Below are 24,575 nucleotides of genomic sequence, written 5' to 3' on the forward strand. Positions count from 1 at the left end.
CTTGTTGTTTCTAAGTTTCTGGACAGGATCACTATGCCGGCTTCATTCGTTCACCTGCGCCTGCACACTGAATACTCCCTGGTCGACGGCCTGGTACGGATCAAACCCCTGGTCAAAACCCTGGTGGGCATGAATATGCCCGCGGTGGCGGTTACCGATCAGAACAACATGTGCTCCCTGGTCAAGTTCTACAAGAACGCCATGGGCGCTGGTATCAAGCCGATCTGCGGCGCCGACCTGTGGCTGTCCAACAAAGACCCGGATAACCCCCTGAGCCGCATCAGCCTGTTGGCGATGAATGGCGTGGGTTATCGCAACCTCACCGAATTGATCTCCCGCGGCTTTATCGACGGTCAGCGCAACGGCTCGATCATCATCGAGCGTGAGTGGGTAGCCGAAGCCAGCGAGGGCTTGATCATGCTCTCGGCTGCCAAAGAGGGCGAAATCGGTATCGCGCTGCTTGGCGGCAACCCGCAGGAAGCTGAAGTGCTGGCCCGCGAGTGGATGGCTGTCTTCCCCGACCGTTTCTACCTGGAAGTCCAGCGTACCAACCGTCCCAACGATGAAGAGCATCTGCACGCCGCCGTGGCGCTGGCCGACAAGCTGGGTGCACCGTTGGTGGCGACCAACGATGTGCGCTTTATCAAGAAGGAAGATTTCGAAGCCCACGAAACCCGTGTGTGCATCGGTGAAGGCCGGGCCCTGGATGACCCGCGTCGCTCGAAGAACTACAGCGAAGAGCAGTACCTCAAGAGCGCCGAGGAAATGGCCGAGCTGTTCAGCGACCTGCCCGAGGCCCTGGAAAACTCCGTCGAGATTGCCAAGCGCTGCAATATCGAGGTGAAGCTGGGCAAGCACTTCCTGCCCAACTTCCCGATTCCCGATGGCATGACCATCGACGAATACTTCCGCAAAGTCTCGTTCGATGGGCTTGAGGAGCGGCTCTCGGTCCTGTTGCCCAAGGACACCACCGAAGATTACGAAGCCAAGCGCCAGGTCTACGTCGACCGCCTGAATTTCGAGCTGGATATCATCATCCAGATGGGGTTCCCCGGTTACTTCCTGATCGTGATGGACTTTATCCAGTGGGCCAAGAACAACGGCGTGCCGGTAGGTCCGGGCCGGGGGTCAGGTGCCGGCTCGCTGGTGGCCTATGTGCAGAAGATCACCGACCTCGATCCGTTGGAGTATGACCTGCTGTTCGAGCGGTTCCTCAACCCGGAACGGGTCTCCATGCCCGACTTCGACGTCGACTTCTGCATGGACGGTCGCGACCGTGTGATCGAGTACGTGGCCGAAAAATACGGCCGCAACGCGGTCAGCCAGATCATCACCTTCGGTTCGATGGCCGCCAAGGCGGTAATCCGCGACGTTGCGCGGGTACAAGGCAAGTCCTACGGCCTGGCGGATCGCCTGTCCAAGATGATCCCGTTCGAAGTCGGCATGACCCTGGAAAAAGCCTACGAACAGGAAGAAATCCTGCGCGACTTCATCAAGGTCGATGAAGAGGCTGCCGAAATCTGGGAAATGGCGCGCAAGCTCGAAGGCGTCGTCCGTAACGTCGGTAAGCACGCCGGTGGTGTGGTGATCGCACCGACCAAGCTGACCGACTTTTCGCCGATCTATTGCGATGAAGAAGGCGGCGGCCTGGTCACCCAGTTCGACAAGGACGACGTCGAGGCTGCCGGCCTGGTGAAGTTCGACTTCCTCGGCCTGCGAACCCTGACGATCATCGACTGGGCGCTCAAGACCATCAACCGTGACCGTGCCAAGGTCGGTGAAGAACCGCTGGATATCGCGTTTATCCCGCTGGACGACAAACCGACCTATTCACTGCTGCAAAAAGCCGAAACCACGGCGGTATTCCAGCTGGAATCCCGTGGCATGAAGGAGCTGATCAAAAAGCTCAAGCCCGACTGCCTGGAAGACTTGATCGCACTGGTCGCCCTGTTCCGTCCGGGCCCGCTGCAATCGGGCATGGTGGATGACTTCATCAACCGTAAGCACGGTCGCGCCGAACTGGCCTACCCGCACTCCGACTACCAGTACGAAGGCCTCAAGCCGGTATTGGCGCCGACGTACGGCATCATCCTGTATCAGGAACAGGTGATGCAGATCGCCCAGGTGATGGCCGGCTACACCCTGGGTGGTGCGGACATGCTGCGTCGCGCCATGGGTAAGAAAAAACCCGAGGAAATGGCCAAGCAGCGCGGTGGTTTCATTGAAGGTTGCGCCACCAACAATATCGACGCGGACCTGGCCGGTAACATTTTCGACCTGGTGGAAAAATTCGCCGGTTACGGTTTTAACAAATCCCACTCCGCCGCCTACGGCCTGGTCTCATACCAGACCGCCTGGCTGAAAGCCCACTACCCGGCGCCCTTCATGGCGGCGGTACTCTCGGCGGATATGCACAACACCGACAAGGTCGTGACCTTGATCGAGGAAGTGCGCACGATGAAGCTGCGTCTCGACGCGCCGGACGTGAACGCCTCGGAGTTCAAGTTCACGGTCAACGACGAGGGCCGTATCATCTATGGCCTAGGCGCGATCAAGGGCGTCGGCGAAGGCCCGGTGGAAGCCATTACCGAAGCGCGCCAAGACGGCCCGTTCAAGGACCTGTTCGACTTCTGTGCCCGGGTCGACCTCAAGCGCATCAATAAACGTACCCTTGATGGCTTGATCCGCAGCGGCGCACTCGACCGTCTTGGCCCGTACTTCCATGATGAGCCGAAGGCCTACCAGGCCAATATCGACCGTAACCGCGCGGTGCTGTTGACCGCCATGGAAGAAGCGATCAAGGCCGCCGAGCAGACCGCCCGTACCCACGACAGCGGCCACGCCGACCTGTTTGGCGGGCTGTTCGTCGAAGACGACGCGGATGTCTATGCCAACCATCGCAAGGCCAAGGAGCTGACCCTCAAGGAGCGCCTCAAGGGTGAAAAAGACACCCTGGGCCTGTACTTGACCGGTCACCCGATTGACGAATACGAAGGTGAAATCCGTCGTTTCGCCCGTCAGCGCATCATCGACCTGAAACCGGCGCGCGACACCCAGACCGTCGCCGGCATGATCATCGCGCTGCGCGTGATGAAAAATAAAAAGGGCGACAAGATGGGCTTTATCACCCTCGACGACCGCTCGGGCCGGATCGAAGCATCGCTGTTTGCCGATGCCTTCCACTCCGCCCAGTCGCTGTTGCAGACCGACGCCATGGTGGTGGTGGAAGGGGAGGTCAGCAACGATGACTTCTCCGGTGGCCTGCGCCTGCGGATCAAGCGGGTGATGAGCATGGAGGATGCGCGCACCAACCTGGCCGAAAGCCTGCGCCTGAAGGTGAAAACCGAAGCGCTCAAGGGCGATCAGCTACGCTGGTTGGGTGACCTGCTAAAACGTCACCGTGGCGCGTGCCCGGTGACCATGGAGTACACCGGTAACGACGCGAAGGCGATGTTGCAGTTCGGCGAGACCTGGCGAATTGATCCCGCTGATGGCTTGATTCAAGCTTTGCGTGACCAGTTTGGGCGAGACAACGTCTTCCTCCAATACCGTTGATGGCTCGGTAGATAGCCAGTTGCTGGCAATGAGCCTGATTGACGAAACATTTAATCTCGACCTAGACGCGCCTCTCCCTTAAGGTAGGGCGCGAATAGATAACCGGCTGGCCAGGCACCCCTTGGCCGTCGACCCAAGACGGACGCTTATGAACCCGAATTTTCTTGATTTCGAACAGCCGATCGCTGACCTGCAAGCCAAGATCGAAGAACTGCGCCTGGTCGGCAATGACAATTCGCTGAATATCGGCGATGAGATCGCTCGCCTGCAAGACAAGAGCAGCACGCTCACCGAAGACATCTTCGGCAAGCTGACCAGCTGGCAGATCGCGCGCCTGGCCCGCCACCCGCGCCGTCCCTACACCCTGGACTACATTCAGCACATCTTTACCGAATTCGACGAGCTGCATGGCGACCGCCACTTCTCCGACGACGCGGCCATCGTGGGCGGTATCGCCCGCCTGGACGGCCAGCCGGTGATGGTGATCGGTCACCAGAAAGGCCGTGAAGTGCGCGAGAAAGTGCGTCGCAACTTCGGTATGCCGCGTCCGGAGGGCTACCGCAAGGCCTGCCGCCTGATGGAAATGGCTGAACGCTTCAAGATGCCGATCCTGACCTTCATCGACACCCCGGGTGCCTACCCGGGTATTGACGCTGAAGAGCGCAACCAGAGTGAAGCGATCGCCTGGAACCTGCGGGTCATGGCCCGCCTGAAAACCCCGATCATTGCCACTGTGATTGGTGAAGGCGGTTCCGGCGGTGCGCTGGCCATTGGTGTCTGCGATCAGCTGAACATGCTGCAATATTCGACCTACGCGGTGATCTCGCCAGAAGGTTGCGCGTCGATCCTGTGGAAAACCGCCGAGAAAGCGCCGGACGCCGCTGAAGCGATGGGCATTACCGCTGATCGCCTCAAGGGCCTGGGGATTGTCGACAAAGTGATCGCCGAGCCATTGGGCGGTGCTCACCGTGACCCAGTTGCCGCTGCCGCGACCATCCGCGCCGAGCTGGGCTCGCAACTGGCGATGCTCAAGAAGCTGGATAACGAAGCGCTGCTGGCCCGTCGTTACGAGCGGTTGATGAGCTACGGTCTCTAAGACCGCCGCAATACCAACATGTGGGAGGGGGCTTGCCCCCGATTGCAGAGTGTCAGTCAATGTAGCCAGTGACTGACTCACCGCTATCGGGGGGCAAGCCCTCTCCCACATTTGCTTTGTGTATGCTTGGCGAACGTATTCCAGATCAGAGGCGGTAACCTGTTATGAAACCGGCTCTGCCCGCCAGACTCTTGCAAACCCTGGCGCCCTGGCGCAACGCTCCGGCCTGGCATATCGCATTCTCCGGTGGCCTTGATTCCACTGTCCTGCTGCACCTTTTGGCCACCCTGGCAAAATCCGAAACATTGCCGCCCCTCAACGCTATCCATGTCCACCATGGCCTGCAGGCTGTCGCCGACGCCTGGCCAATTCATTGCCAGTCGGTGTGCGACAGCCTGGGCGTACCCTTGCGGGTCATGCGCGTGCAGGTGCAGTCCGGCGCCAGCCTTGAGCGTGCCGCCCGTGAGGCGCGTTACCAGGCGTTTACCGAGGTGACTGGGGTGGGGGAGGTGGTACTCACCGGCCAACATCGCGATGATCAAGCCGAAACGCTGCTGTTTCGCCTACTGCGCGGCGCGGGGGTGCGAGGGCTTGCCGCAATGCCTGCGCATCGCCCGTTGGCAGGTGGTTATCTGGCGCGGCCATTGCTGGATGTCTCGCGCGCCGAGTTGGAAGCCTATGCCAGTGATCATCAGCTCAAGTGGATTGACGATCCTTCCAACGCCGACCCACGCTTCTCCCGTAATTACCTGCGTCACCGCGTGATCCCAACGCTGACCGAACGTTGGCCTCAAGCCGTCTCCAATCTGGCCCGCACGGCCGAACACCTCAGTGAAGCCCAGGCGTTGCTGGGCGAGTTGGCCTGCATGGACCTGCACGCCGCCGATCAGCCTTCAGCGTTTCCTTGGCTGGTTTTGCCGTCATTGGACCTCGGCCCACTGCGCGAACTTTCCGATGCCCGCCAGCGCAATGCCCTGCGCCACTGGCTGACACCGCTGACGCGCTTGCCAGACAGCGACCACTGGGCAAGTTGGTTCTCTCTGCGAGATGCCAAGGCCGACGCTCAGCCCCTTTGGCGCCTGGCCGACGGTGAATTACATCGTTGCGGCGAGCGCATTTGGTGGCTGCCCTCCACTTGGTCGGATTTTTCCGACGCATCGGTGAGCTGGTCGCTGCCGCAAAACCCGCTGGTGTTACCCGGCAATGGGCGGCTGGAATTTATCGGCAAGGCGCCCGACGGTCCTCTGGAGGTCCGTTATCGCCGCGGCGGTGAAATGCTTGAGGTGCCGGGGCGTGGCCGGCGTGACTTGAAGCGTCTGCTTAACGAAAGCGGGCTGCCAGGCTTTGTCCGTGGCAGATTGCCGCTGCTGTACCAGGGCGAGCAATTGCTGGGTGTGCCCAGCCTCGCGGGGCTCTGGCCAGTAGCGAGTGATAGCTGGCAATTGCACTGGATGCCACAGACCTGCGATCAAGGTTTGAGCTGATAGAGCCTTTCCGGTAGACTACGCTCCCTTCTTGATACAACTTCTGTGGATTCGCCTGAATCGCAGCAGTTGCCGATTACCAAGCAGTCTTTGCTGGGCGATTCCAAAAAATGTGTAGCGATCAACGTACCGGTGTTTCATTGCTGGTCTGTCACCACGCGGCGGTTTTTTTGAAAGGTGCACTGTGATTAATGCAGGTGATCGGGGGCTTCGGCCTTCCTTCGCTTTCCCCGGCGGCTCGGACCGCTTTAACGCAGACTTCTAGGGTTTTTCATGACGCGCTACATATTCGTCACGGGCGGTGTTGTTTCTTCATTGGGGAAAGGCATTGCCTCCGCTTCATTGGCGGCCATCCTGGAGGCGCGGGGACTTAAGGTCACCATGCTCAAGCTGGACCCGTACATCAACGTTGACCCGGGCACCATGAGCCCGTTCCAGCACGGTGAAGTGTTCGTCACCCACGACGGCGCCGAGACCGACCTGGACCTGGGCCACTACGAGCGGTTCATCCGCACGACCATGACCCAGAACAACAACTTCACCACCGGCCGTGTCTACGAACACGTGCTGCGCAAGGAGCGTCGTGGTGACTACCTGGGTGCAACCATCCAGGTGATCCCGCACATCACCGACGAAATCAAGCGCCGTATCATCAAGGGTGCGGGCGATGCCGACGTGGCGATGGTCGAGATCGGTGGCACCGTGGGTGACATCGAATCCCAACCGTTCCTCGAAGCCATCCGCCAGTTGCGTTTCGAAGTCGGCGCCAAGCGCGCGATGCTGATGCACCTGACCCTGGTGCCGTACATCGCCACCGCGGGCGAGACCAAAACCAAGCCAACCCAGCACTCGGTCAAGGAACTGCGTTCCATCGGCTTGCAGCCGGACGTGCTGGTGTGCCGCTCCGATCACCCGATCGATATCTCCTCGCGTCGCAAGATCGCGCAGTTCACCAACGTTGAAGAACGTGCGGTGATTGCCCTGGAAGACGCCGACACCATCTACAAGATCCCAGGCATCCTGCATTCCCAGGGCCTGGACGATTTTGTGGTCGAACGTTTCGGCCTGCAATGCAGCGGTGCTGACCTGTCCGAGTGGGAAGCCGTGGTTGACGCCAAGCTCAACCCTGAGCACGAAGTCACCATCGCCATGGTCGGCAAGTACATGGAGCTGCTGGACGCTTACAAGTCGCTGATCGAAGCGATGAGCCACGCCGGCATCAGCAACCGTACCAAGGTCAACCTGCGCTATATCGATTCCGAAGACATCGAGAACCAAGGCACCGCGCTGCTCGAAGGCGTTGATGCGATCCTCGTTCCCGGTGGTTTCGGCCTGCGTGGCGTGGAAGGCAAGATCACTGCCGTGCAGTACGCCCGTGAGAACAAGGTGCCGTACCTGGGGATCTGCCTGGGCATGCAGGTGGCCGTTATCGAGTTCGCCCGTAACGTGCTGGGCTGGAAGGACGCCAACTCCACTGAGTTCGATCACTCCAGCGGCCACCCGGTCGTGGGTCTGATCACCGAGTGGGAAGACGCCACCGGCGCCGTTGAAACCCGTACCGAAACCTCCGACCTGGGCGGCACCATGCGCCTTGGCGCACAGGACTGCCTGCTGGAAGCGGGTTCGTTGGTTCACGACTGCTACGGCAAGGATGTGATCGTCGAGCGTCACCGTCATCGCTACGAAGTGAACAACAACCTGCTGCCGCAGATCAAAGCCGCCGGCCTGAAAATCTCCGGTCGCTCGGGTGATGGCAAGCTGGTTGAAGTGGTCGAGGCGCCGGATCATCCGTGGTTCGTGGCCTGCCAGTTCCACCCTGAGTTCACCTCGACACCGCGCGACGGTCACCCATTGTTCAGCGGTTTCGTCAAAGCAGCACTGACGCAACATCAGAAGAAGGCGTAAACCTGATGGCCCAGAAGATCATTCGCGTTGGCGATATCGAGATTGCCAACGACAAGCCCATGGTGCTGTTCGGCGGCATGAACGTGCTGGAAAGCCGCGACATGGCGATGCAGGTCTGTGAAGAGTACGTAAAGGTGACCCAGAAACTGGGTATCCCTTACGTGTTCAAGGCCAGCTTCGACAAGGCCAACCGCTCGTCCGTGACCTCCTACCGGGGCCCGGGCCTTGAGGAAGGCATGCGGATCTTCCAGGACATCAAGCAAGCCTTCGGCGTGCCGATCATCACCGACGTCCACGAGCCTGAACAGGCTGCCGTGGTCGCCGAGGTGTGTGACATCATCCAGTTGCCGGCCTTCCTGTCGCGCCAGACCGACCTCGTGGTCGCCATGGCCAGGACCGGCGCGGTGATCAATATCAAGAAAGCCCAGTTCCTCGCGCCTCAGGAGATGAAACACATCCTGAACAAGTGCGTGGAAGCGGGTAACGACCAGTTGATCCTCTGTGAGCGCGGTTCGAGCTTCGGCTACAACAACCTCGTGGTGGACATGCTCGGTTTCGGCATCATGAAACAGTTCGAATACCCGGTGTTCTTCGACGTGACCCACGCGCTGCAAATGCCAGGTGGCCGCGCCGATTCCGCGGGTGGGCGTCGTGCCCAGGTATTGGACCTGGCCAAGGCGGGCATCAGCCAGTCCCTGGCCGGGCTGTTCCTGGAAGCCCACCCGGACCCGGACAACGCCAAGTGCGACGGCCCCTGCGCCCTGCGCCTGGACAAGCTGGAGCCATTCCTGGCCCAACTCAAGCAGTTGGACGAACTGGTCAAGAGTTTTCCGACGGTAGAGACCGCGTAAGCGCCATTTCTCCGTGTAGGAGTCGAGCTTGCTCGCGATGAGGCCCGATAGGGCACTATTACTGGCAAGTTTGTTCCAAGTATTGCAATGTGCGCGACAAGTTAAATCGAGCGGTATAGAGCGTTTTCGTCAACTTTGGAGTGTTTACAACAATGGCAAAAATCGTCGACATCAAAGGTCGTGAAGTTCTCGACTCCCGTGGCAACCCCACCGTCGAAGCCGACGTGCTTCTCGATAACGGCATCATCGGCAGCGCCTGCGCGCCGTCCGGTGCTTCCACCGGTTCGCGCGAAGCGCTGGAACTGCGTGATGGCGACAAGAGCCGTTACCTGGGCAAAGGTGTACTGAAAGCGGTAGCCAACATCAACGGCCCGATCCGTGACCTGTTGCTGGGCAAGGACCCGCTGGACCAGAAAGCCCTGGACCACGCGATGATCAAGCTCGACGGCACTGAAAACAAAGGCAGCCTGGGCGCCAACGCCATCCTCGCCGTGTCCCTGGCCGCTGCCAAGGCCGCCGCCCAGGACCAGGATCTGCCGTTGTACGCCCACATCGCCAACCTCAACGGTACTCCAGGCGTGTACTCCATGCCGGTGCCGATGATGAACATCATCAACGGCGGCGAGCACGCGGATAACAACGTTGATATCCAGGAATTCATGGTGCAGCCGGTTGGCGCCAAGACCTTCTCCGAAGGCCTGCGCATGGGCACCGAGATTTTCCATCACCTCAAGGCTGTACTGAAGGCCCGTGGCCTCAGCACGGCGGTGGGTGACGAAGGTGGTTTCGCACCGAACCTGGCGTCCAACGAAGATGCACTCAAAGTGATCTCCGAAGCCGTGGCCAACGCAGGCTACAAGCTGGGCACCGACGTGACCCTGGCCCTGGACTGCGCGGCCAGCGAGTTCTATGAAGACGGCAAGTACAACCTGTCCGGCGAAGGCCAGGTGTTCAACTCCGAAGGTTTCGCTGAATACCTGAAGGGCCTGACCCAGCGCTACCCGATCATCTCGATCGAAGACGGCCTGGACGAGTCCGACTGGGATGGCTGGAAAATCCTCACCGACAAGATCGGCGAGAAAATCCAGCTGGTGGGCGACGACCTGTTCGTGACCAACACCAAGATCCTGAAAGAAGGCATCGACAAGAAGATCGCCAACTCGATCCTGATCAAGTTCAACCAGATCGGCACCCTGACCGAAACCCTGGAAGCCATCCAGATGGCCAAGGCTGCGGGCTACACTGCCGTGATCTCCCACCGCTCCGGCGAAACCGAAGACTCGACCATTGCCGACCTGGCCGTGGGCACCTCGGCGGGCCAGATCAAGACCGGTTCCCTGTGCCGTTCCGACCGCGTGTCCAAGTACAACCAATTGCTGCGTATCGAAGAGCAACTGGCAGGTAAAGCCAAGTACAACGGTCGCGGTGAGTTTCGCGGCTGATCAGTAAATGGTAAAAAGTCGTCGGGTTGCGTCGGAAAGATCACGACAGTGTGAATTTCAACGCTAATCTGGTGGCTATCAAGCACAAGCCTGGTTCTTCCAGGCTTCGTGCTATCAGTTGCTGTAAAAGTTTTGCATGGCGGTCTTTTTTCACTGGATACCCGATATTCGATGCGCAGTCCCAATTGGTTGTTCCTCGTCTTGCTCTTGTTGCTGGCTGGCCTGCAGTACCGCCTATGGGTGGGTAATGGCAGCTTTGCGCAGGTAAAAGACCTGACCCAGCAAATTGCCGACCAGCACGCCGAAAATGAACGCCTGCTGGAGCGTAATCGCGTGCTCGATGCCGAAGTGCTTGAGCTGAAAAAAGGCACGGAGACCGTTGAAGAGCGGGCTCGTCATGAATTGGGCATGGTCAAGGAGGGCGAAACCCTCTACCAGTTGGCCCAATGAACAACCGCTTGCCGGCCTTCTGGGCCGTGATTCCTGCCGCGGGCGTCGGTGCCCGTATGGCCGCGGACCGTCCCAAGCAATATCTGCAATTGGGCGGGCGCACTATTCTCGAACACAGCCTTGGCTGTTTCCTCGACCACCCATCGCTCAAGGGCCTGGTGGTCAGTCTTGCTGTTGATGACCCTTATTGGCCCAACCTGGCGTGTGCCGCCGACCCGCGTATTCATCGCGCGGACGGTGGCTCTGAGCGCTCGGGTTCGGTACTCAATGCACTGCTGCACCTCAATGCCCTGGGTGCCAGCGATGACGATTGGGTACTGGTGCACGATGCCGCGCGGCCCAACCTGAGCCGTGATGATCTCGACAAACTGCTGGGCGAGCTCGCGGACGATCCGGTGGGTGGCTTACTCGCCGTGCCAGCCCGCGACACCCTCAAGCGCGTGGATAAGCATGGCCGTGTGGTGGAAACCGTCGACCGCAGCCTGATCTGGCAAGCCTATACGCCACAGATGTTCCGCCTGGGGGCCTTGCACCGTGCGTTGGCTGACAGCCTGGTCGCCGATGCGCTGATCACCGACGAAGCCTCGGCCATGGAATGGTCCGGCCAGGCGCCGCGCCTGATCGAAGGGCGCTCGGACAATATCAAGGTGACCCGGCCGGAAGACCTGGAGTGGCTGCGGTTGCGGTGGGTGAATCGTTCACTGTAGGAGCGAGCTTGCTCGCGAAAAACGTCAACGATAACGCAGGATTCCTGGATTAACGCGGCGCTCTCAGGATTTTCGCGAGCAAGCTCGCTCCTACAGGGTTTTGCTAAGCCTCTACGCTGTACTCCGGCCGCTCGGCCAGCCCCTCCTTCAAGAAATCCACCAGCTTCCTGACCTTCGGCGACAAATGCCGCTGCTGTGGATACAGCGCCCACACCGCCGTATTCGGCGGTTGATGCGCCTCCAGCAACGACACCAGCGCGCCGCTGTGCAGATGCTCCAGCACGTAATAATCCGGCAGTTGGCACAGCCCCGCCCCTTGCAGCGCCGCATCCAGCACTGCCTGGCCACTGTTGCAGCGCCAGTTGCCCTGCACGCGTTGGGAAAATTCCCGCCCATCCTGGGCCAGTTGCCAGATATCCGAGCTGCCAATCAGGCAGTTATGCCGACTCAATTCCGACAGGCTATGTGGCCGACCATACCGCGCCAGGTAAGACGGCGACGCGCACAGGTACATACGCCTCGGGGCCAGCCGGCTGGCGACCATGCGTGAGTCTTGCAGGCGTCCCAGGCGGATCGCCAGGTCAAGGCCTTCGTGCACCAGGTCCAGTTGCCGATTGCTCAATTCGATATCCACCCGCAGTTGCGGATAGAGCGCCATGAACCGTGTCACCTGCGGCACGATAAAGCGTTCGCCATAGGCCACGGCGCACGTCATGCGCAGCATGCCCTTGGGTTCGCTACCCAGGTCGCCGACCGCGCGCAGGGCTTCTTCGCGACCGTCCTGCAAGCGCTGGCAATGTTGCAGGAAGGTCTGGCCGGCTTCGGTCAGGGTGACCTTGCGCGTGCTGCGGTACAGCAACCGCGTTTGCAGGCGTTCTTCCAGGCGCGCCACTTGCCGGCTGATATGGGACGAGGACACCCCCAGTCGCTCGGCTGCCGCAGTGAATTGGCTGCATTCAGCGACGGCGACGAACTCATCGATGCCTTCCCAGCGGTTCTCCAGCATGGTGATTGTCCCTGTACAGCAATAAAGTTTTGCTTTCGCTTGGATTATTAATCAGCGGAGCATGTTTTACACTCACCGTCTAAGTTTTTAACTCCCAGGAGAAACCCGGATGATCAAGTCCCGTGCCGCCGTGGCCTTCGAAGCCAAGAAACCCCTTGAGATCGTTGAAGTGGATGTCGCCATGCCCAAGGCCGGCGAAGTGCTGTTGCGCGTGGTCGCGTCCGGCGTTTGCCATACCGATGCCTACACCCTGTCGGGGGCTGACCCTGAAGGCATTTTCCCGTCGATCCTGGGGCACGAAGGTGGCGCGGTGGTTGAAGCCATCGGCGAGGGCGTGACCTCGGTCGCGGTCGGCGATCACGTGATCCCGCTGTACACCCCGGAATGCGGCAAATGCAAATTCTGCCTCTCGGGCAAGACCAACCTGTGCCAGGCCATCCGTTCGACCCAGGGCAAGGGCCTGATGCCCGATGGCACCACGCGTTTTTCCTACAAGGGTCAGCCGATTTTCCACTACATGGGCACCTCGACCTTCTCGGAGTACACCGTGCTGCCGGAAATTTCCGTGGCCAAGATTCCTAAAGAAGCACCACTGGAAAAAGTTTGCCTGCTCGGTTGCGGCGTCACCACCGGCATTGGCGCGGTGATCAACACCGCCAAGGTCAAGCCGGGCGACACCGTGGCCATTTTCGGCCTGGGCGGTATTGGCCTGTCAGCGGTGATTGGTGCGGTAAAGGCCAAGGCCGGTCGCATCATTGCCATCGACATCAACCCCGCCAAATTCGAAATCGCCAAGCAATTGGGCGCCACCGACTGCATCAACCCGAAAGACTACGACCGCCCGATCCAGGACGTGATTGTCGATTTGACGGACGGTGGCGTGGACTTTTCCTTTGAGTGCATCGGCAACGTACAGCTGATGCGTGCCGCCCTTGAGTGCTGCCACAAAGGCTGGGGCGAGTCGGTGATCATCGGCGTGGCCGGCGCCGGCCAGGAAATTTCCACGCGTCCATTCCAACTGGTGACCGGGCGCGTCTGGCGCGGTTCGGCCTTCGGTGGCGTGCGCGGCCGGACGGAATTGCCAAGCTACGTGGAAATGGCGCAGACCGGCGAGATCCCGCTGGACACGTTCATCACCCATACCATGGGCCTGGAAGACATCAACAAAGCGTTTGACCTGATGCATGAAGGCAAGAGTATTCGTACCGTCATCCACTTCTGAGGTCGGCCATGAGTCTGGAAAACCTGTCGTGCCAGAAAAGCTTCGGTGGCTGGCATAAACGCTATAAGCATCACTCCGACGTGCTCGGTTGCGACATGACCTTCGCCGTCTACCTGCCGCCACAGGCGGAGCAGGGCGGCAAGCTGCCGGTGCTGTATTGGCTGTCCGGATTGACCTGCACCGATGAGAACTTCATGCAGAAAGCCGGCGCCCAGCGCATGGCGGCCGAGCTGGGGCTGATCATCGTTGCGCCCGACACCAGCCCTCGTGGCCCTGGGGTGCCGGGTGATCCGGACAACGCCTGGGATTTCGGCCTGGGCGCCGGCTTCTATCTGAATGCCACCCAGGAACCCTGGGCCAAGCACTATCGGATGCATGACTACGTGGTGCAGGAATTGCCCGCATTGGTTGAAGCGCATTTCCCGGCTTCGGGCAAGCGCGGGATCAGCGGTCACTCCATGGGTGGCCACGGTGCGCTGGTGTGCGCCTTGCGCAACCCTGGGCGGTACCTCTCGGTGTCGGCGTTTTCGCCGATCAACAACCCAATGGATTGCCCGTGGGGTCAGAAAGCCTTTTCCCGCTACCTGGGCGAAGAGCGCTCCAAGTGGCGCGAATGGGATGCCTGCGCACTGATCAGCGAAGCCTCGGAAAAGCTGCCTCTGCTGGTTGACCAGGGCGACCGCGACGACTTCCTCGAGGTGCAGCTCAAGCCTGAGGCCTTGCGGCAGGCGGCGAAAGCGGCCAGCCACCCGCTCGAACTACGCCTGCAGCCCGGCTATGACCACAGCTACTTCTTTATCGCCAGCTTCATCGAAGATCATTTGCGACATCATGGTCGTGCTTTGCTCGGTTAATGTGAGGCAAAAGTAGGTAGAATCACGCCCTGAATTAAATCGGGGCGTTTTTTTATGCGTATTGGCCACGGCTATGATGTGCACCGTTTCGCTGAAGGCGATTTCATCACCCTGGGCGGCGTGCGCATCGCACACCACCATGGGTTGCTGGCTCATTCCGACGGCGATGTCGTGCTGCATGCCTTGAGCGATGCTTTGCTCGGCGCGGCTGCACTGGGTGATATCGGCAAGCATTTTCCGGACACCGACCCGACGTTCAAGGGCGCGGACAGCCGTGTCTTGTTGCGCCATGTGGTCGGACTGATCCATGCCAAGGGCTGGAAGGTCGGCAACGTCGATAACACCATCGTCGCCCAGGCGCCAAAAATGGCCCCCCATATTGAAGCGATGCGCGCACTGATTGCTGCGGATCTGCACATTGAACTGGATCAAGTGAACGTGAAAGCCACCACCACCGAGAAGCTCGGGTTTACCGGTCGTGAAGAGGGCATTGCGGTGCACTCCGTCGCCTTGTTGCTGCGCGCATGAATGACCTGCAACTGCTGGGCCCACGGGCCTACGGCGAGGCCTTGGGCAGCGCGGTACTGAAGGCGACGGCCGAAGATTTCCAGGTCGACGAAGTGCTGGATATCCCATTGACCGGCGAGGGCGAACACCTGTGGTTGTGGGTGGAGAAACGCGGCCTCAATACTGAAGAAGCTGCACGGCGTATCGCCAAGGCCGCTGGCGTCCCGTTGCGTACCGTCAGCTACGCCGGGCTCAAGGATCGCCAGGCGCTCACCCGCCAATGGTTCAGCGTGCAGTTGCCGGGCAAGGCTGATCCGGATATGAGCGCGGCGGAAAACGACACCCTCAAGATCCTGAAAACCGCTCGCCATAAACGCAAGCTGCAACGCGGTGCGCATTCGGCCAACGGCTTTACCCTGCGCCTGACGCAGTTGGCAGGTGATCACGCGGCTATCGACGCACGCTTGCAACTGATCGCCCAGCACGGCATTCCCAACTATTTCGGTGCGCAACGGTTTGGCCACAATGGGGGCAATGTGGTGGACGCGCGTGAGTGGGCGGTCCGCAAGGCCTTGCCGGAGCAGCGCAATGTGCGTTCGCGCCTGCTGTCCACTGCGCGCAGTTTCCTGTTCAACAAAGTGTTGGCTGCCCGTGTCGCGGATGGCTCCTGGCAACGCGCCCAGGTGGGTGATTTGCTGGCCTTTACCGACAGCCGCAGTTTTTTCCCGGCGGGGGAGGCTGAATGCAGCGACCCGCGCCTGGCGATCCTCGACCTGCACCCGACAGGGCCACAGTGGGGCGAGGGCGACTCACCGACGACCGGCGCAACCCATGAACTGGAACAGGCCGTCGCCGCCAGTGAACCCGAGCTGCGCGATTGGCTGGTGAATGCCGGCATGAGCCAGGAACGTCGCATTCTGCGACTGCCCATTGGCGGGTTGACGTGGCATTATCCCGGGCCTGACATTCTGCAATTGGAATTCGTCCTGCCGGCCGGATGCTTCGCCACTGTCTTGGTGCGCGAGCTTGTTGATCTGGTGCCGGTGGGGCAGACGGACAGCCCATGCGTATTCTGATATCAAACGATGACGGTGCCACCGCACCCGGTCTTGCCGCGCTTCATGCTGCGCTGGTGGATTATGCCGAGTGCGTGGTGGTCGCCCCGGACCAGGACAAGAGTGGCGCCAGCAGTTCGCTGACGCTCGATCGTCCGCTGCACCCGCAGATCCTGGCCAATGGCTTTATCAGCGTGAACGGTACCCCCACCGACTGCGTGCACCTGGCCATCAACAGCCTGTTGGAACAAGAGCCTGACCTGGTTGTGTCGGGCATCAACCTCGGTGCGAACCTGGGCGACGACGTGCTGTATTCCGGTACCGTGGCGGCGGCCCTTGAAGGCCGCTTCCTCGGGCGTACCTCGTTCGCGTTCTCGTTGGCCTCGCGCCAACTGAGCAATTTGCCGACCGCGGCCTATTTCGCGCGCAAACTGGTGGAAGCCCACGGCTCCCTGGACTTGCCACCGCGTACGGTGCTCAACGTCAATATTCCCAACCTGCCCCTCGAGCATATTCGCGGCATCCAGCTGACGCGCCTGGGTCACCGCGCCCGCGCGGCGGCGCCGTTGAAAGTGGTCGACCCGCGTGGCAAGGAGGGTTACTGGATCGCCGCCGCAGGCGACGCCGAAGATGGCGGCCCCGGCACGGACTTTCATGCGGTGATGCAAGGCTATGTCTCGATTACCCCGTTGCAACTCGATCGCACCTTCAGTGATGCCTTCAGTAGTCTCGATGGCTGGCTGGAGGGCCTGCGCTGATGGCTCGTGAACAAGACGACCTGCTGCGTCGTGGCATCGGGATGACTTCCCAGCGTACTCGTGAGCGTTTGATCCAGCGTCTGTACGAAGAGGGCTTGTCCAACGCCCAGGTACTCGAAGTGATCCGGCGCACGCCTCGGCACCTGTTTGTCGACGAAGCCCTGGCCCATCGTGCTTATGAAGACACGGCGCTGCCGATCGGCCATAACCAGACGATCTCCCAGCCGTACATGGTCGCGCGCATGAGCGAACTGTTGCTGGCGGCGGGCCCGCTGGACAAGGTGCTGGAGATCGGCACCGGCTCCGGCTACCAGACGGCCGTGCTGTCACAGTTGGTGGAGCGCGTCTTCTCGGTGGAGCGGATCAAGGTGTTGCAGGATCGCGCCAAGGAGCGCCTGGTGGAACTCAACCTGCGCAATGTGGTGTTCCGCTGGGGCGATGGCTGGGAAGGTTGGCCGGCGCTGGCGCCTTACAACGGCATTATCGTCACGGCGGTGGCCACGGATGTGCCGCAGGCGTTGCTCGACCAGCTGGCTCCTGGCGGCCGCTTGGTGATCCCGGTGGGTTCCGGCGAAGTGCAACAATTGATGCTCATTATCCGTGAGGACGAAGGCTTCTCCCGGCATGTGCTCGGGGCGGTACGGTTTGTGCCGCTGCTCAATGGCCCGCTGGCCTGATCATTTGTGCGCGAGCAGTGAATTCTGTTGGCGGGGATGTGTCTTACGGCGGGGTCTATTGAGTCAACATCATCGGCAGCGGCCTTAAACATGATGCGTTTTTCGTTTCGGTCGTGTGCCGGTAAAAAGCCAATGCCCAGTTATACTTGCGTCATATTTCCAGCCTGATACAGGCGTTCATGTTCAGCCACCATAAAGGGAGCGGCGGGTGAGTCTCACAGGTCTTGCGCAGCGTATGAGTAAAACAAGCTTTCAGCGACTGGTGCTTGGCCTTGTCTTTAGTTCCTTATTGGCAGCCTGCTCGAGCGCGCCATCCGGTGGCGCGCGCGTGGTAGACCGTAATAACGCGGTGCCGCAAAAACCGACGGTTACCACTGGTCAGTATGTAGTACGAAAGGGGGACACGATGTTCTCGATCGCCTTTCGCTACGGCTGGGATTACAAGGCGCTTGCCGCCCGCAACAACATCCCTGTGCCCTACACGATACATCCGGGTCAGACCATTCGTTTCGATGGACGCACCGGTTCAACGCCTACGACAGTTGTGACAAGCTCCGGATCCTCGCCGTCGTCTTCGAGCAAAACCACGATCATCACTCGGCCTGCAGGCAGCGCCACGCCTACGGTTGCGAGCAAGCCGGCGCCCGCGCCGTTGCCGCCTGCGGGGCCTGCGCCGACCGGTTGGGGATGGCCCTCAAACGGAGTGTTAATTGGAAAATTCTCTTCAAACGGTAGTTTGAATAAAGGCATTGATATCGCCGGGGATTTGGGACAGCCTGTTTTAGCTGCGTCTGATGGGACAGTGGTGTACGCCGGGAGTGGTTTACGGGGCTACGGCGAGCTGGTCATCATCAAGCACAGCGATACCTACGTCAGTGCCTACGGTCACAACCGCAGGCTGTTGGTTCGGGAGGGGCAGCAGGTCAAAGTCGGACAGACAATTGCCGAAATGGGATCAACTGGTACGGACCGGGTGAAACTGCACTTTGAGATTCGCCGTCAAGGGAAGCCTGTAGATCCGCTGCAATTCCTACCCCGTCGTTGATATGTTGCACAGCCTGTTCCCTCACGTAGAAGGAACAGGCTCCAGCGTTGCCAAGGATAAAGGCGCCGCTTGAGCTTGAGGTCGAACTCACCAAAGGACTATAACAATGGCTCTCAGTAAAGAAGCGCCGGAGTTTGACATCGACGATGAGGTTCTCCTTATGGAGACCGGCATCGCTACGGAATCGATGTCGAATGAGGGACCTGCTGTACCTTCAGTTCGCACCAAATCCAAGAACTCCGCTGCGTTAAAGCAACACAAGTACATTGACTACACGCGGGCGCTAGACGCCACCCAGCTGTATCTCAATGAAATCGGCTTTTCCCCTTTGCTGACTCCCGAAGAAGAAGTCCATTTTGCGCGCTTGTCGCAAAAGGGTGATCCGGCTGGGCGCAAGCGCATGATTGAAAGCAACCTGCGTCTGGTGGTGAAAATCGCCCGACGCTACGTCAATCGTGGACTGTCCCTGTTGGACCTGATCGAGGAGGGCAACCTGGGCTTGATCCGGGCCGTGGAGAAGTTCGACCCTGAGCGGGGCTTCCGCTTTTCGACCTACGCCACCTGGTGGATTCGTCAGACCATCGAACGGGCGATCATGAATCAGACCCGAACGATCCGGTTGCCGATCCACGTGGTCAAGGAGCTCAACGTCTACCTTCGGGCGGCGCGTGAGCTCACACAAAAACTCGATCATGAACCTTCACCCGAAGAAATCGCCAACCTGCTGGAGAAGCCGGTAGGGGAGGTCAAGCGTATGCTCGGACTTAACGAGCGCGTGTCTTCGGTCGATGTCTCGCTGGGTCCGGATTCGGATAAAACCCTGCTGGATACCCTGACGGATGATCGTCCGACAGATCCTTGCGAACTGTTGCAGGACGATGATCTTTCCCAAAGCATTGACCAGTGGCTCTCTGAGCTCACGGACAAGCAGCGTGAAGTGGTGATACGTCGCTTCGGCCTGCGTGGTCATGAGAGCAGTACCCTGGAGGACGTAGGCCTGGAGATCGGCCTGACCCGTGAGCGGGTGCGGCAGATCCAGGTGGAAGGGCTCAAGCGCCTGCGTGAGATCCTGGAGAAGAATGGCTTGTCGAGTGAGTCGTTGTTTCAGTAACGACGCAGCTTGAATGCTTGAATGTGGGAGGGGGCTTGCCCCCGATGGCGATGGTTCGGTCAACTCTGGATTGACTGGCACACTGCAATCGGGGCAAGCCCCCTCCTACATTTTTTTGTGCCAGGCATCAGGTTGGCACCAGTACCAAATCCCAGGCATAAAAAAACCCCGCTTTTAAGGGCGGGGTTCTTTCGACTAAGTCAGTACAAGTTAGATAACTTGAACTTCTTCAGCTTGCATGCCTTTCTGACCGCGGGTAGCGATGAAAGAAACCTGTTGGCCTTCTTTCAGGCTTTTGAAGCCGTCGGATTGGATAGCTTTGAAGTGAACGAACAGGTCGTCACCGGATTGTGGAGTGATGAAGCCGAAGCCTTTTTCATCGTTGAACCACTTAACGGTACCAGTTTGGCGATTAGACATGGTGTATCTCCTTGGACAAAGTTAACTGCGACTCAGGAAAAGCCCTGGCCGAGACTGAGTGCAAAGAGCAGGAAAAATTCTTGGAGATGGTTGGATCGAAATTCAACATATCGTGTAGAGATTCTCAGTGACACAAGCAGCACAGTGGCGCCACCTTAACCCTTTTTCCGGAACGTGCCAATGGTATTTCCGAAGGTTTCTCTATTTTCGTGACTGGCGGTGGTATTTACAGTCGCCTGATGCGGTACGCCGGGCGCCGGCCCCGCGGGTTGCGGCTTATTGCAGGGCGCACATTCATCAACAAAAAACCTGCGCCCTTTGAACCCCAACGCCGGCCCCGGTAAGATGCCCCACAGAATTTTTCCACCTCGCTATTCAGGACACCGCCATGAGCATCAAATCGGACAAGTGGATTCGCCGCATGGCGCAAGAGCACGGCATGATCGAACCGTTCGTTGAGCGCCAGATTCGCGGTGAAGGCGATGAGCGCGTGATTTCGTACGGTGTGTCCAGCTACGGCTACGATGTGCGCTGCGCCGATGAGTTCAAGGTGTTCACCAATATCAATTCGGCGATCGTCGATCCGAAGAACTTCGACGAAAAGAGCTTTGTCGACGTCAAGAGCGACGTATGCATCATCCCGCCAAACTCCTTCGCCCTGGCGCGCACCGTGGAGTTCTTCCGTATTCCCCGCGACGTGCTGACCATTTGCCTGGGTAAAAGTACCTACGCTCGCTGCGGCATTATCGTAAACGTGACGCCACTTGAGCCAGAGTGGGAAGGCCACGTGACCCTGGAGTTCTCCAACACCACCACCCTGCCTGCGAAGATCTACGCCAACGAAGGCGTGGCGCAGATGCTGTTCCTGCAGTCTGACGAGGCCTGTGAAGTGTCCTACAAAGACCGCGCCGGCAAGTACCAGGGCCAGCGCGGCGTCACCTTGCCACGCGCTTGATCGAAAGGTCTTACACGTCTAGGGAATTAGTCTGAGGGAAGTGACTCTATTGGGTGTACTGCCTCGGTACGTGCAAAACGTACCGAGCCACGCTTGAGGAGTACCTTATGAAGATCAATCCGCGAATCAGCGCCGAACTTGCCCGGCTTGAACCCAACCAGATTGGCGTTCTGGCCTGGTCCCTGATGGCCGATCCTGCTTATGCGGGCGGCATCCCCGGTCAACCCGATCCGGATTACCCGCAGCCCAGCGAACCCGGTGAACCGACACTGCCGGACGAGCCACCACCCGCGCCAGTTGCCTGAGATCTAACCGACTGGCCAGACCTCATGATCGCCGATAACAAATGTTCGGCGGTCATTCGCCCGTTCCACTGCAAAGCCACCGGTGAACGCGCCAAATGCCGGCAGCAGGCTGACGCGTGCGCCAAGCTGGAAGCACGGCAGGCGCAGACTCTGGCGGCCCTTGCCGCGCAAGCGATACACCGGATGCACATGCCCAGCCAACACGTGGTGGCTGGGGTGGGCGTGCGGTTCGTGTTGCAGGGCGAACGGACCCATCAGCAACGGCTCGGGGACCACCTCCATTCCCAGGTCGGCTGGCGGGTCGCCGGCGCGTTTGTCGTGATTGCCACGAATCAACGTCAGGCTCATACCCGCATGGCGCACGCGCCATGCCCTCAGCGCCTCCAGCGTGCCACTGGCGTGGGATCCGGGGCCGTGCAGGAAATCGCCAAGAAAGATTACTTGCACGCACGGTAGTGTTGATAGCAGTCGATCCAGGCGCCGCAGGTTCTCGGTGGTGGTTCCCTGCGGTACCGGCTGCCCCAGGCTGCGATAGGCTGAGGCTTTGCCGAAATGCGCATCGGCAATTAACAGGCACCGGTGTGCAGGCCAAAAGACAGCCCTGTCCGCCAGCAACCACAGTTCTTCTCCCTCAAGTGTCACCGAGCAAACCATCAGCGCTTCCCGTTATCCGCGACTTTTTCCAGGTCCTTGACCATCCGCGCAATGCGCTCCGAGAGTTTTTCCGAACTCAGGCTCTCGCGCATCCGTTCCACCAGCAGGGGAAAGGCCAGCGGCGTAGGCCGTTCGATCAGGTGCAGGTCCAGTTTCAGCGCCGACAGATGAAGCAACGTTTCTTCGAGTCGGCGAATATCCAACTCATCACGCAGGACTTCTTCCCCTGCCTGGGCCAGCAGCAGATTTTGTGGGTCATATTGCTTGAACACTTCAAAAAACAAACCACTGGAAGCCTGGACCTGGCGCGTGCTTTTCGGCGCGCCGGGGTAACCTGCGAATACCAGCCCGGCGATGCGCGCGATTTCGCGAAAGCGGCGCAGAGCCAGTTCCCCGGCGTTCAGGCTGGCGATAACGTCCGTCAGTAAGTCCGCGGGGCTCAGTAATGCTTCGTTCAGCCTCAATGGCCAATCCACTTCAGTGGCGCTCAATAGCTCCAGCCCGTAATCATTGACGGCAATCGAAAACGTCACCGCCTGCTCTTGGCTGACCCGCCACGCCAGCAAGCTTGCCAATCCCAGGTGCACCTGACGTCCGGCAAACGGGTAAAGAAACAGGTGCCACCCCTCCCGCGACTTGAGGGCTTCGGCCAGCAGATGATCACGGGTCGGCAGCCCGGACCAGCGCAACTGCGTCTGCAGCAGGGGGCGCACCGCCTGCATCTCCGGGCCTTGGAAGTGGCCCTGTGCGGCCGCATCAAAACGCTCGACGACGGCCTGCGCCAGCTCATTGGAGAGCGGCATGCGCCCGCCATTCCAGCGTGGCACAGCGGCTTTTTTCGCGGTGCCGCGGCGCACATAGGCGGTCATGTTTTCCACGCGCACCAGCTCCAGCAAGCGCCCGGCAAACAGGAAGCCATCACCCGGCTTGAGCCGCGCGATAAAACCTTCCTCGACACTGCCCAAGTGCTTGCCGCCGCCGCCCTTGCTCCAGAACTTCAGCTGGATACTGGCGTCGCTGACGATGGTACCTACGCTCATGCGGTGCCGACGCGCCAGCCGGGCATCCGGGACGCGCCAGATGCCGTGCTCGTCCGGCTCGACACGGCGGTAATCCGGGTAGGCGGTCAGCGATAGGCCGCCATGGCGAACAAACCCCAGTGCCCACGCCCAATCGGCGTCCGTGAGGTCGCGATAGGCCCAGGCCCCGCGGACTTCCGCCAGCAGCGCGTCGGGCGTAAAACCACCGCCCAGGGCCATGCTCACCAGGTGCTGTACGAGGACATCCAATGGTTTGTACGGCGATTCGCGCGCTTCGATGCGTCGCTGGGCAATCGCATCCTGGGCCGCTGCCGCTTCTACCAATTCCAGGGTATGGGTCGGCACCAGTGTCACCCGTGATGGTCGCCCTGGCGCATGCCCCGAGCGTCCGGCGCGCTGCATCAGGCGCGCGACGCCTTTGGCGGAGCCAATCTGCAACACGCGCTCCACCGGCAGGAAATCCACGCCCAGGTCCAGGCTCGACGTGCACACCACGGCCTTGAGTTGCCCATCTTTCAGCGCACGCTCCACCCAGTCTCGGGTTTCCCGTGCTAGCGAGCCGTGGTGCAGGGCAATCAAACCGGCCCAATTCGGACGCGCATCCAGAATGGCCTGATACCAGATTTCTGACTGCGCCCGCGTATTGGTAAACACCAGGCAACTGCTGCAGGCATCTACCTCGGCCACCACCTGCGGCAGCATCTTCAAGCCAATATGCCCGGCCCAGGGGAAGCGCTCAGCGACGGGCGGCAGCAAGGTGTCGACCTGCAAGGGCTTGCTGGTTTGCCCCTGGACGTTGATGCCACCGCCTTGTGGGACCAAGACCTCCAAGGCGTGGGCCTGGTTGCCCAGGGTCGCTGAAATCCCCCATACCATCAGCTCAGGGTGCCAGCACCGCAACCGTGCCAACGCGAGTTGCAACTGCACGCCGCGCTTGTTGCCGATCAATTCATGCCATTCGTCCACCACCACCAGGCGCAACTGCGCCAGGCTCGCCTCGCTGTCGGCGCGCGCCAGCATGAGGGTCAGGCTTTCCGGGGTGGTGACCAGGGCGGTGGGCTGACGCCGCGTTTGGCGCGCGCGCTCGTTGCTGCTGGTGTCGCCGGTGCGCAGGCCAACGCTCCAGGGAATCTGCAACGCCTCCAGCGGTGCTTCCAGGGCACGCGCCGTGTCGGCGGCCAGGGCGCGCATGGGCGTGATCCACAACACCGTCAACGGTTCAGCCGGGGCTTTGCGCTTGCCGTTGGTTGGCGGGCGGGTGATGGCGAAGCGATTGAGCGCGGCAAACCACAGGGCGTAGGTTTTACCGGCACCGGTGCTGGCATGCAGCAGCCCCGACTGCCCATGCTTGACCGCCGCCCACACGTGTTTTTGAAAGTCGAACGGCTTCCAGCCTTTGGCGGCAAACCATTTCTTGGCGAAGTCGATGGGTTTTGCCATGCGGCGGCTGATATTCCGGAGGGTCTATTTCCACAG

22 protein-coding genes are annotated in these 24,575 nt (G+C 60.2%); 18 read left to right on the plus strand and 4 right to left on the minus strand.

Annotated features, from left to right (window positions below; genetic code table 11):
* The first annotated feature begins 33 nt into the window (after positions 1-33).
* From dnaE to ispD, 8 genes are all read left to right on the plus strand, one after another.
* Positions 34-3,555, plus strand: a complete 3,522-nt coding sequence (gene dnaE / locus AB7933_RS08185; protein ID WP_024073836.1) for a DNA polymerase III subunit alpha — start codon at positions 34-36, stop codon at positions 3,553-3,555.
* A gap of 148 nt (positions 3,556-3,703) precedes the next feature.
* Entirely contained in the window at positions 3,704-4,651 is a 948-nt protein-coding gene (gene accA / locus AB7933_RS08190; protein ID WP_024073837.1) for an acetyl-CoA carboxylase carboxyl transferase subunit alpha, read from the plus strand.
* 164 nt (positions 4,652-4,815) lie between these two features.
* Complete coding sequence (tilS, locus tag AB7933_RS08195) at positions 4,816-6,135, plus strand: tRNA lysidine(34) synthetase TilS (protein WP_024073838.1); 1,320 nt, start codon at positions 4,816-4,818, stop codon at positions 6,133-6,135.
* 273 nt (positions 6,136-6,408) lie between these two features.
* Positions 6,409-8,040: a CTP synthase gene (locus tag AB7933_RS08200; RefSeq protein ID WP_024073839.1), complete on the plus strand. Its 1,632-nt coding sequence runs from the start codon at positions 6,409-6,411 to the stop codon at positions 8,038-8,040.
* 5 nt (positions 8,041-8,045) lie between these two features.
* Entirely contained in the window at positions 8,046-8,891 is an 846-nt protein-coding gene (gene kdsA / locus AB7933_RS08205) for a 3-deoxy-8-phosphooctulonate synthase (protein ID WP_024073840.1), read from the plus strand.
* A 152-nt stretch (positions 8,892-9,043) separates the two neighbouring features.
* On the plus strand, positions 9,044-10,333 hold the full coding sequence (gene eno / locus AB7933_RS08210) for a phosphopyruvate hydratase (protein ID WP_024073841.1): 1,290 nt from the start codon (positions 9,044-9,046) through the stop codon (positions 10,331-10,333).
* Between the two features lie 171 nt (positions 10,334-10,504).
* Positions 10,505-10,783: a cell division protein FtsB gene (gene ftsB, locus AB7933_RS08215; protein WP_003172294.1), complete on the plus strand. Its 279-nt coding sequence runs from the start codon at positions 10,505-10,507 to the stop codon at positions 10,781-10,783.
* Positions 10,780-11,490 (plus strand): 2-C-methyl-D-erythritol 4-phosphate cytidylyltransferase, encoded by a 711-nt coding sequence (gene ispD, locus AB7933_RS08220; RefSeq protein ID WP_024073842.1) that lies wholly within the window; start codon positions 10,780-10,782, stop codon positions 11,488-11,490. Before ftsB ends, ispD begins: the two co-directional genes overlap by 4 nt.
* A 103-nt stretch (positions 11,491-11,593) precedes the next feature.
* On the opposite strand, the gene AB7933_RS08225 is transcribed toward ispD, so the two are convergent.
* Positions 11,594-12,496: a LysR substrate-binding domain-containing protein gene (locus AB7933_RS08225; protein ID WP_024073843.1), complete on the minus strand. Its 903-nt coding sequence runs from the start codon at positions 12,494-12,496 to the stop codon at positions 11,594-11,596.
* A gap of 109 nt (positions 12,497-12,605) precedes the next feature.
* On the opposite strand from AB7933_RS08225, the gene AB7933_RS08230 reads away from it, so the two are divergent.
* From AB7933_RS08230 to rpoS, 8 genes are all read left to right on the plus strand, one after another.
* On the plus strand, positions 12,606-13,718 hold the full coding sequence (locus AB7933_RS08230) for an S-(hydroxymethyl)glutathione dehydrogenase/class III alcohol dehydrogenase (protein WP_017137160.1): 1,113 nt from the start codon (positions 12,606-12,608) through the stop codon (positions 13,716-13,718).
* 8 nt (positions 13,719-13,726) lie between these two features.
* Positions 13,727-14,572, plus strand: coding sequence for an S-formylglutathione hydrolase (gene fghA, locus AB7933_RS08235; RefSeq protein ID WP_024073844.1), 846 nt, complete (start codon positions 13,727-13,729; stop codon positions 14,570-14,572).
* A gap of 54 nt (positions 14,573-14,626) precedes the next feature.
* Entirely contained in the window at positions 14,627-15,100 is a 474-nt protein-coding gene (gene ispF / locus AB7933_RS08240; protein ID WP_024073845.1) for a 2-C-methyl-D-erythritol 2,4-cyclodiphosphate synthase, read from the plus strand.
* Positions 15,097-16,155, plus strand: coding sequence for a tRNA pseudouridine(13) synthase TruD (gene truD / locus AB7933_RS08245; protein WP_024073846.1), 1,059 nt, complete (start codon positions 15,097-15,099; stop codon positions 16,153-16,155). The genes ispF and truD overlap by 4 nt, the downstream gene beginning before the upstream one ends.
* Positions 16,143-16,892, plus strand: coding sequence for a 5'/3'-nucleotidase SurE (surE, locus tag AB7933_RS08250; protein ID WP_024073847.1), 750 nt, complete (start codon positions 16,143-16,145; stop codon positions 16,890-16,892). Before truD ends, surE begins: the two co-directional genes overlap by 13 nt.
* Positions 16,893-16,933: 41 nt before the next feature.
* Positions 16,934-17,569 (plus strand): protein-L-isoaspartate(D-aspartate) O-methyltransferase, encoded by a 636-nt coding sequence (locus tag AB7933_RS08255; RefSeq protein WP_169850588.1) that lies wholly within the window; start codon positions 16,934-16,936, stop codon positions 17,567-17,569.
* Between the two features lie 208 nt (positions 17,570-17,777).
* Complete coding sequence (locus tag AB7933_RS08260) at positions 17,778-18,614, plus strand: peptidoglycan DD-metalloendopeptidase family protein (protein WP_024073848.1); 837 nt, start codon at positions 17,778-17,780, stop codon at positions 18,612-18,614.
* Positions 18,615-18,720: 106 nt separating this feature from the next.
* On the plus strand, positions 18,721-19,725 hold the full coding sequence (gene rpoS, locus AB7933_RS08265; protein ID WP_024073849.1) for an RNA polymerase sigma factor RpoS: 1,005 nt from the start codon (positions 18,721-18,723) through the stop codon (positions 19,723-19,725).
* Between the two features lie 210 nt (positions 19,726-19,935).
* Here rpoS and AB7933_RS08270 read toward each other — a convergent pair whose 3' ends face one another.
* Positions 19,936-20,145: a cold-shock protein gene (locus AB7933_RS08270; protein WP_002554837.1), complete on the minus strand. Its 210-nt coding sequence runs from the start codon at positions 20,143-20,145 to the stop codon at positions 19,936-19,938.
* A gap of 388 nt (positions 20,146-20,533) precedes the next feature.
* Here AB7933_RS08270 and dcd point away from each other — a divergent pair, with 388 nt between their 5' ends.
* Together dcd and AB7933_RS08280 are read left to right on the plus strand one after the other, a co-directional pair.
* Entirely contained in the window at positions 20,534-21,100 is a 567-nt protein-coding gene (gene dcd, locus AB7933_RS08275; RefSeq protein WP_003189215.1) for a dCTP deaminase, read from the plus strand.
* 107 nt (positions 21,101-21,207) lie between these two features.
* Positions 21,208-21,405 (plus strand): hypothetical protein, encoded by a 198-nt coding sequence (locus AB7933_RS08280; protein WP_024073850.1) that lies wholly within the window; start codon positions 21,208-21,210, stop codon positions 21,403-21,405.
* A gap of 3 nt (positions 21,406-21,408) precedes the next feature.
* On the opposite strand, the gene pdeM is transcribed toward AB7933_RS08280, so the two are convergent.
* Together pdeM and AB7933_RS08290 are read right to left on the minus strand one after the other, a co-directional pair.
* A complete protein-coding gene (gene pdeM, locus AB7933_RS08285; RefSeq protein ID WP_024073851.1) occupies positions 21,409-22,059 on the minus strand; it encodes a ligase-associated DNA damage response endonuclease PdeM in 651 nt (216 codons plus the stop codon).
* Positions 22,059-24,539 (minus strand): ligase-associated DNA damage response DEXH box helicase, encoded by a 2,481-nt coding sequence (locus tag AB7933_RS08290; protein WP_024073852.1) that lies wholly within the window; start codon positions 24,537-24,539, stop codon positions 22,059-22,061. The genes pdeM and AB7933_RS08290 overlap by 1 nt, the downstream gene beginning before the upstream one ends.
* Positions 24,540-24,575 lie beyond the last annotated feature (36 nt).

The organism is Pseudomonas gorinensis, from assembly GCF_042015035.1.
In the GTDB taxonomy this organism is placed as follows: Bacteria; Pseudomonadota; Gammaproteobacteria; order Pseudomonadales; family Pseudomonadaceae; genus Aquipseudomonas; species Aquipseudomonas gorinensis.

Excerpts from the sequence above, each read along its gene's own strand:
- AB7933_RS08280 (WP_024073850.1), top strand. The coding sequence starts at position 21,208 with ATGAAGATCAATCCGCGAATCAGCGCCGAACTTGCCCGGCTTGAACCC.
- pdeM (WP_024073851.1), bottom strand. The coding sequence starts at position 22,059 with ATGGTTTGCTCGGTGACACTTGAGGGAGAAGAACTGTGGTTGCTGGCG.
- AB7933_RS08290 (WP_024073852.1), bottom strand. The coding sequence starts at position 24,539 with ATGGCAAAACCCATCGACTTCGCCAAGAAATGGTTTGCCGCCAAAGGC.
- dcd (WP_003189215.1), top strand. The coding sequence starts at position 20,534 with ATGAGCATCAAATCGGACAAGTGGATTCGCCGCATGGCGCAAGAGCAC.
- ispF (WP_024073845.1), top strand. The coding sequence starts at position 14,627 with ATGCGTATTGGCCACGGCTATGATGTGCACCGTTTCGCTGAAGGCGAT.
- kdsA (WP_024073840.1), top strand. The coding sequence starts at position 8,046 with ATGGCCCAGAAGATCATTCGCGTTGGCGATATCGAGATTGCCAACGAC.
- surE (WP_024073847.1), top strand. The coding sequence starts at position 16,143 with ATGCGTATTCTGATATCAAACGATGACGGTGCCACCGCACCCGGTCTT.
- truD (WP_024073846.1), top strand. The coding sequence starts at position 15,097 with ATGAATGACCTGCAACTGCTGGGCCCACGGGCCTACGGCGAGGCCTTG.
- rpoS (WP_024073849.1), top strand. The coding sequence starts at position 18,721 with ATGGCTCTCAGTAAAGAAGCGCCGGAGTTTGACATCGACGATGAGGTT.
- fghA (WP_024073844.1), top strand. The coding sequence starts at position 13,727 with ATGAGTCTGGAAAACCTGTCGTGCCAGAAAAGCTTCGGTGGCTGGCAT.
- dnaE (WP_024073836.1), top strand. The coding sequence starts at position 34 with ATGCCGGCTTCATTCGTTCACCTGCGCCTGCACACTGAATACTCCCTG.
- AB7933_RS08255 (WP_169850588.1), top strand. The coding sequence starts at position 16,934 with ATGACTTCCCAGCGTACTCGTGAGCGTTTGATCCAGCGTCTGTACGAA.
- AB7933_RS08200 (WP_024073839.1), top strand. The coding sequence starts at position 6,409 with ATGACGCGCTACATATTCGTCACGGGCGGTGTTGTTTCTTCATTGGGG.
- tilS (WP_024073838.1), top strand. The coding sequence starts at position 4,816 with ATGAAACCGGCTCTGCCCGCCAGACTCTTGCAAACCCTGGCGCCCTGG.
- AB7933_RS08270 (WP_002554837.1), bottom strand. The coding sequence starts at position 20,145 with ATGTCTAATCGCCAAACTGGTACCGTTAAGTGGTTCAACGATGAAAAA.
- AB7933_RS08230 (WP_017137160.1), top strand. The coding sequence starts at position 12,606 with ATGATCAAGTCCCGTGCCGCCGTGGCCTTCGAAGCCAAGAAACCCCTT.
- AB7933_RS08225 (WP_024073843.1), bottom strand. The coding sequence starts at position 12,496 with ATGCTGGAGAACCGCTGGGAAGGCATCGATGAGTTCGTCGCCGTCGCT.
- ftsB (WP_003172294.1), top strand. The coding sequence starts at position 10,505 with ATGCGCAGTCCCAATTGGTTGTTCCTCGTCTTGCTCTTGTTGCTGGCT.
- ispD (WP_024073842.1), top strand. The coding sequence starts at position 10,780 with ATGAACAACCGCTTGCCGGCCTTCTGGGCCGTGATTCCTGCCGCGGGC.
- accA (WP_024073837.1), top strand. The coding sequence starts at position 3,704 with ATGAACCCGAATTTTCTTGATTTCGAACAGCCGATCGCTGACCTGCAA.
- eno (WP_024073841.1), top strand. The coding sequence starts at position 9,044 with ATGGCAAAAATCGTCGACATCAAAGGTCGTGAAGTTCTCGACTCCCGT.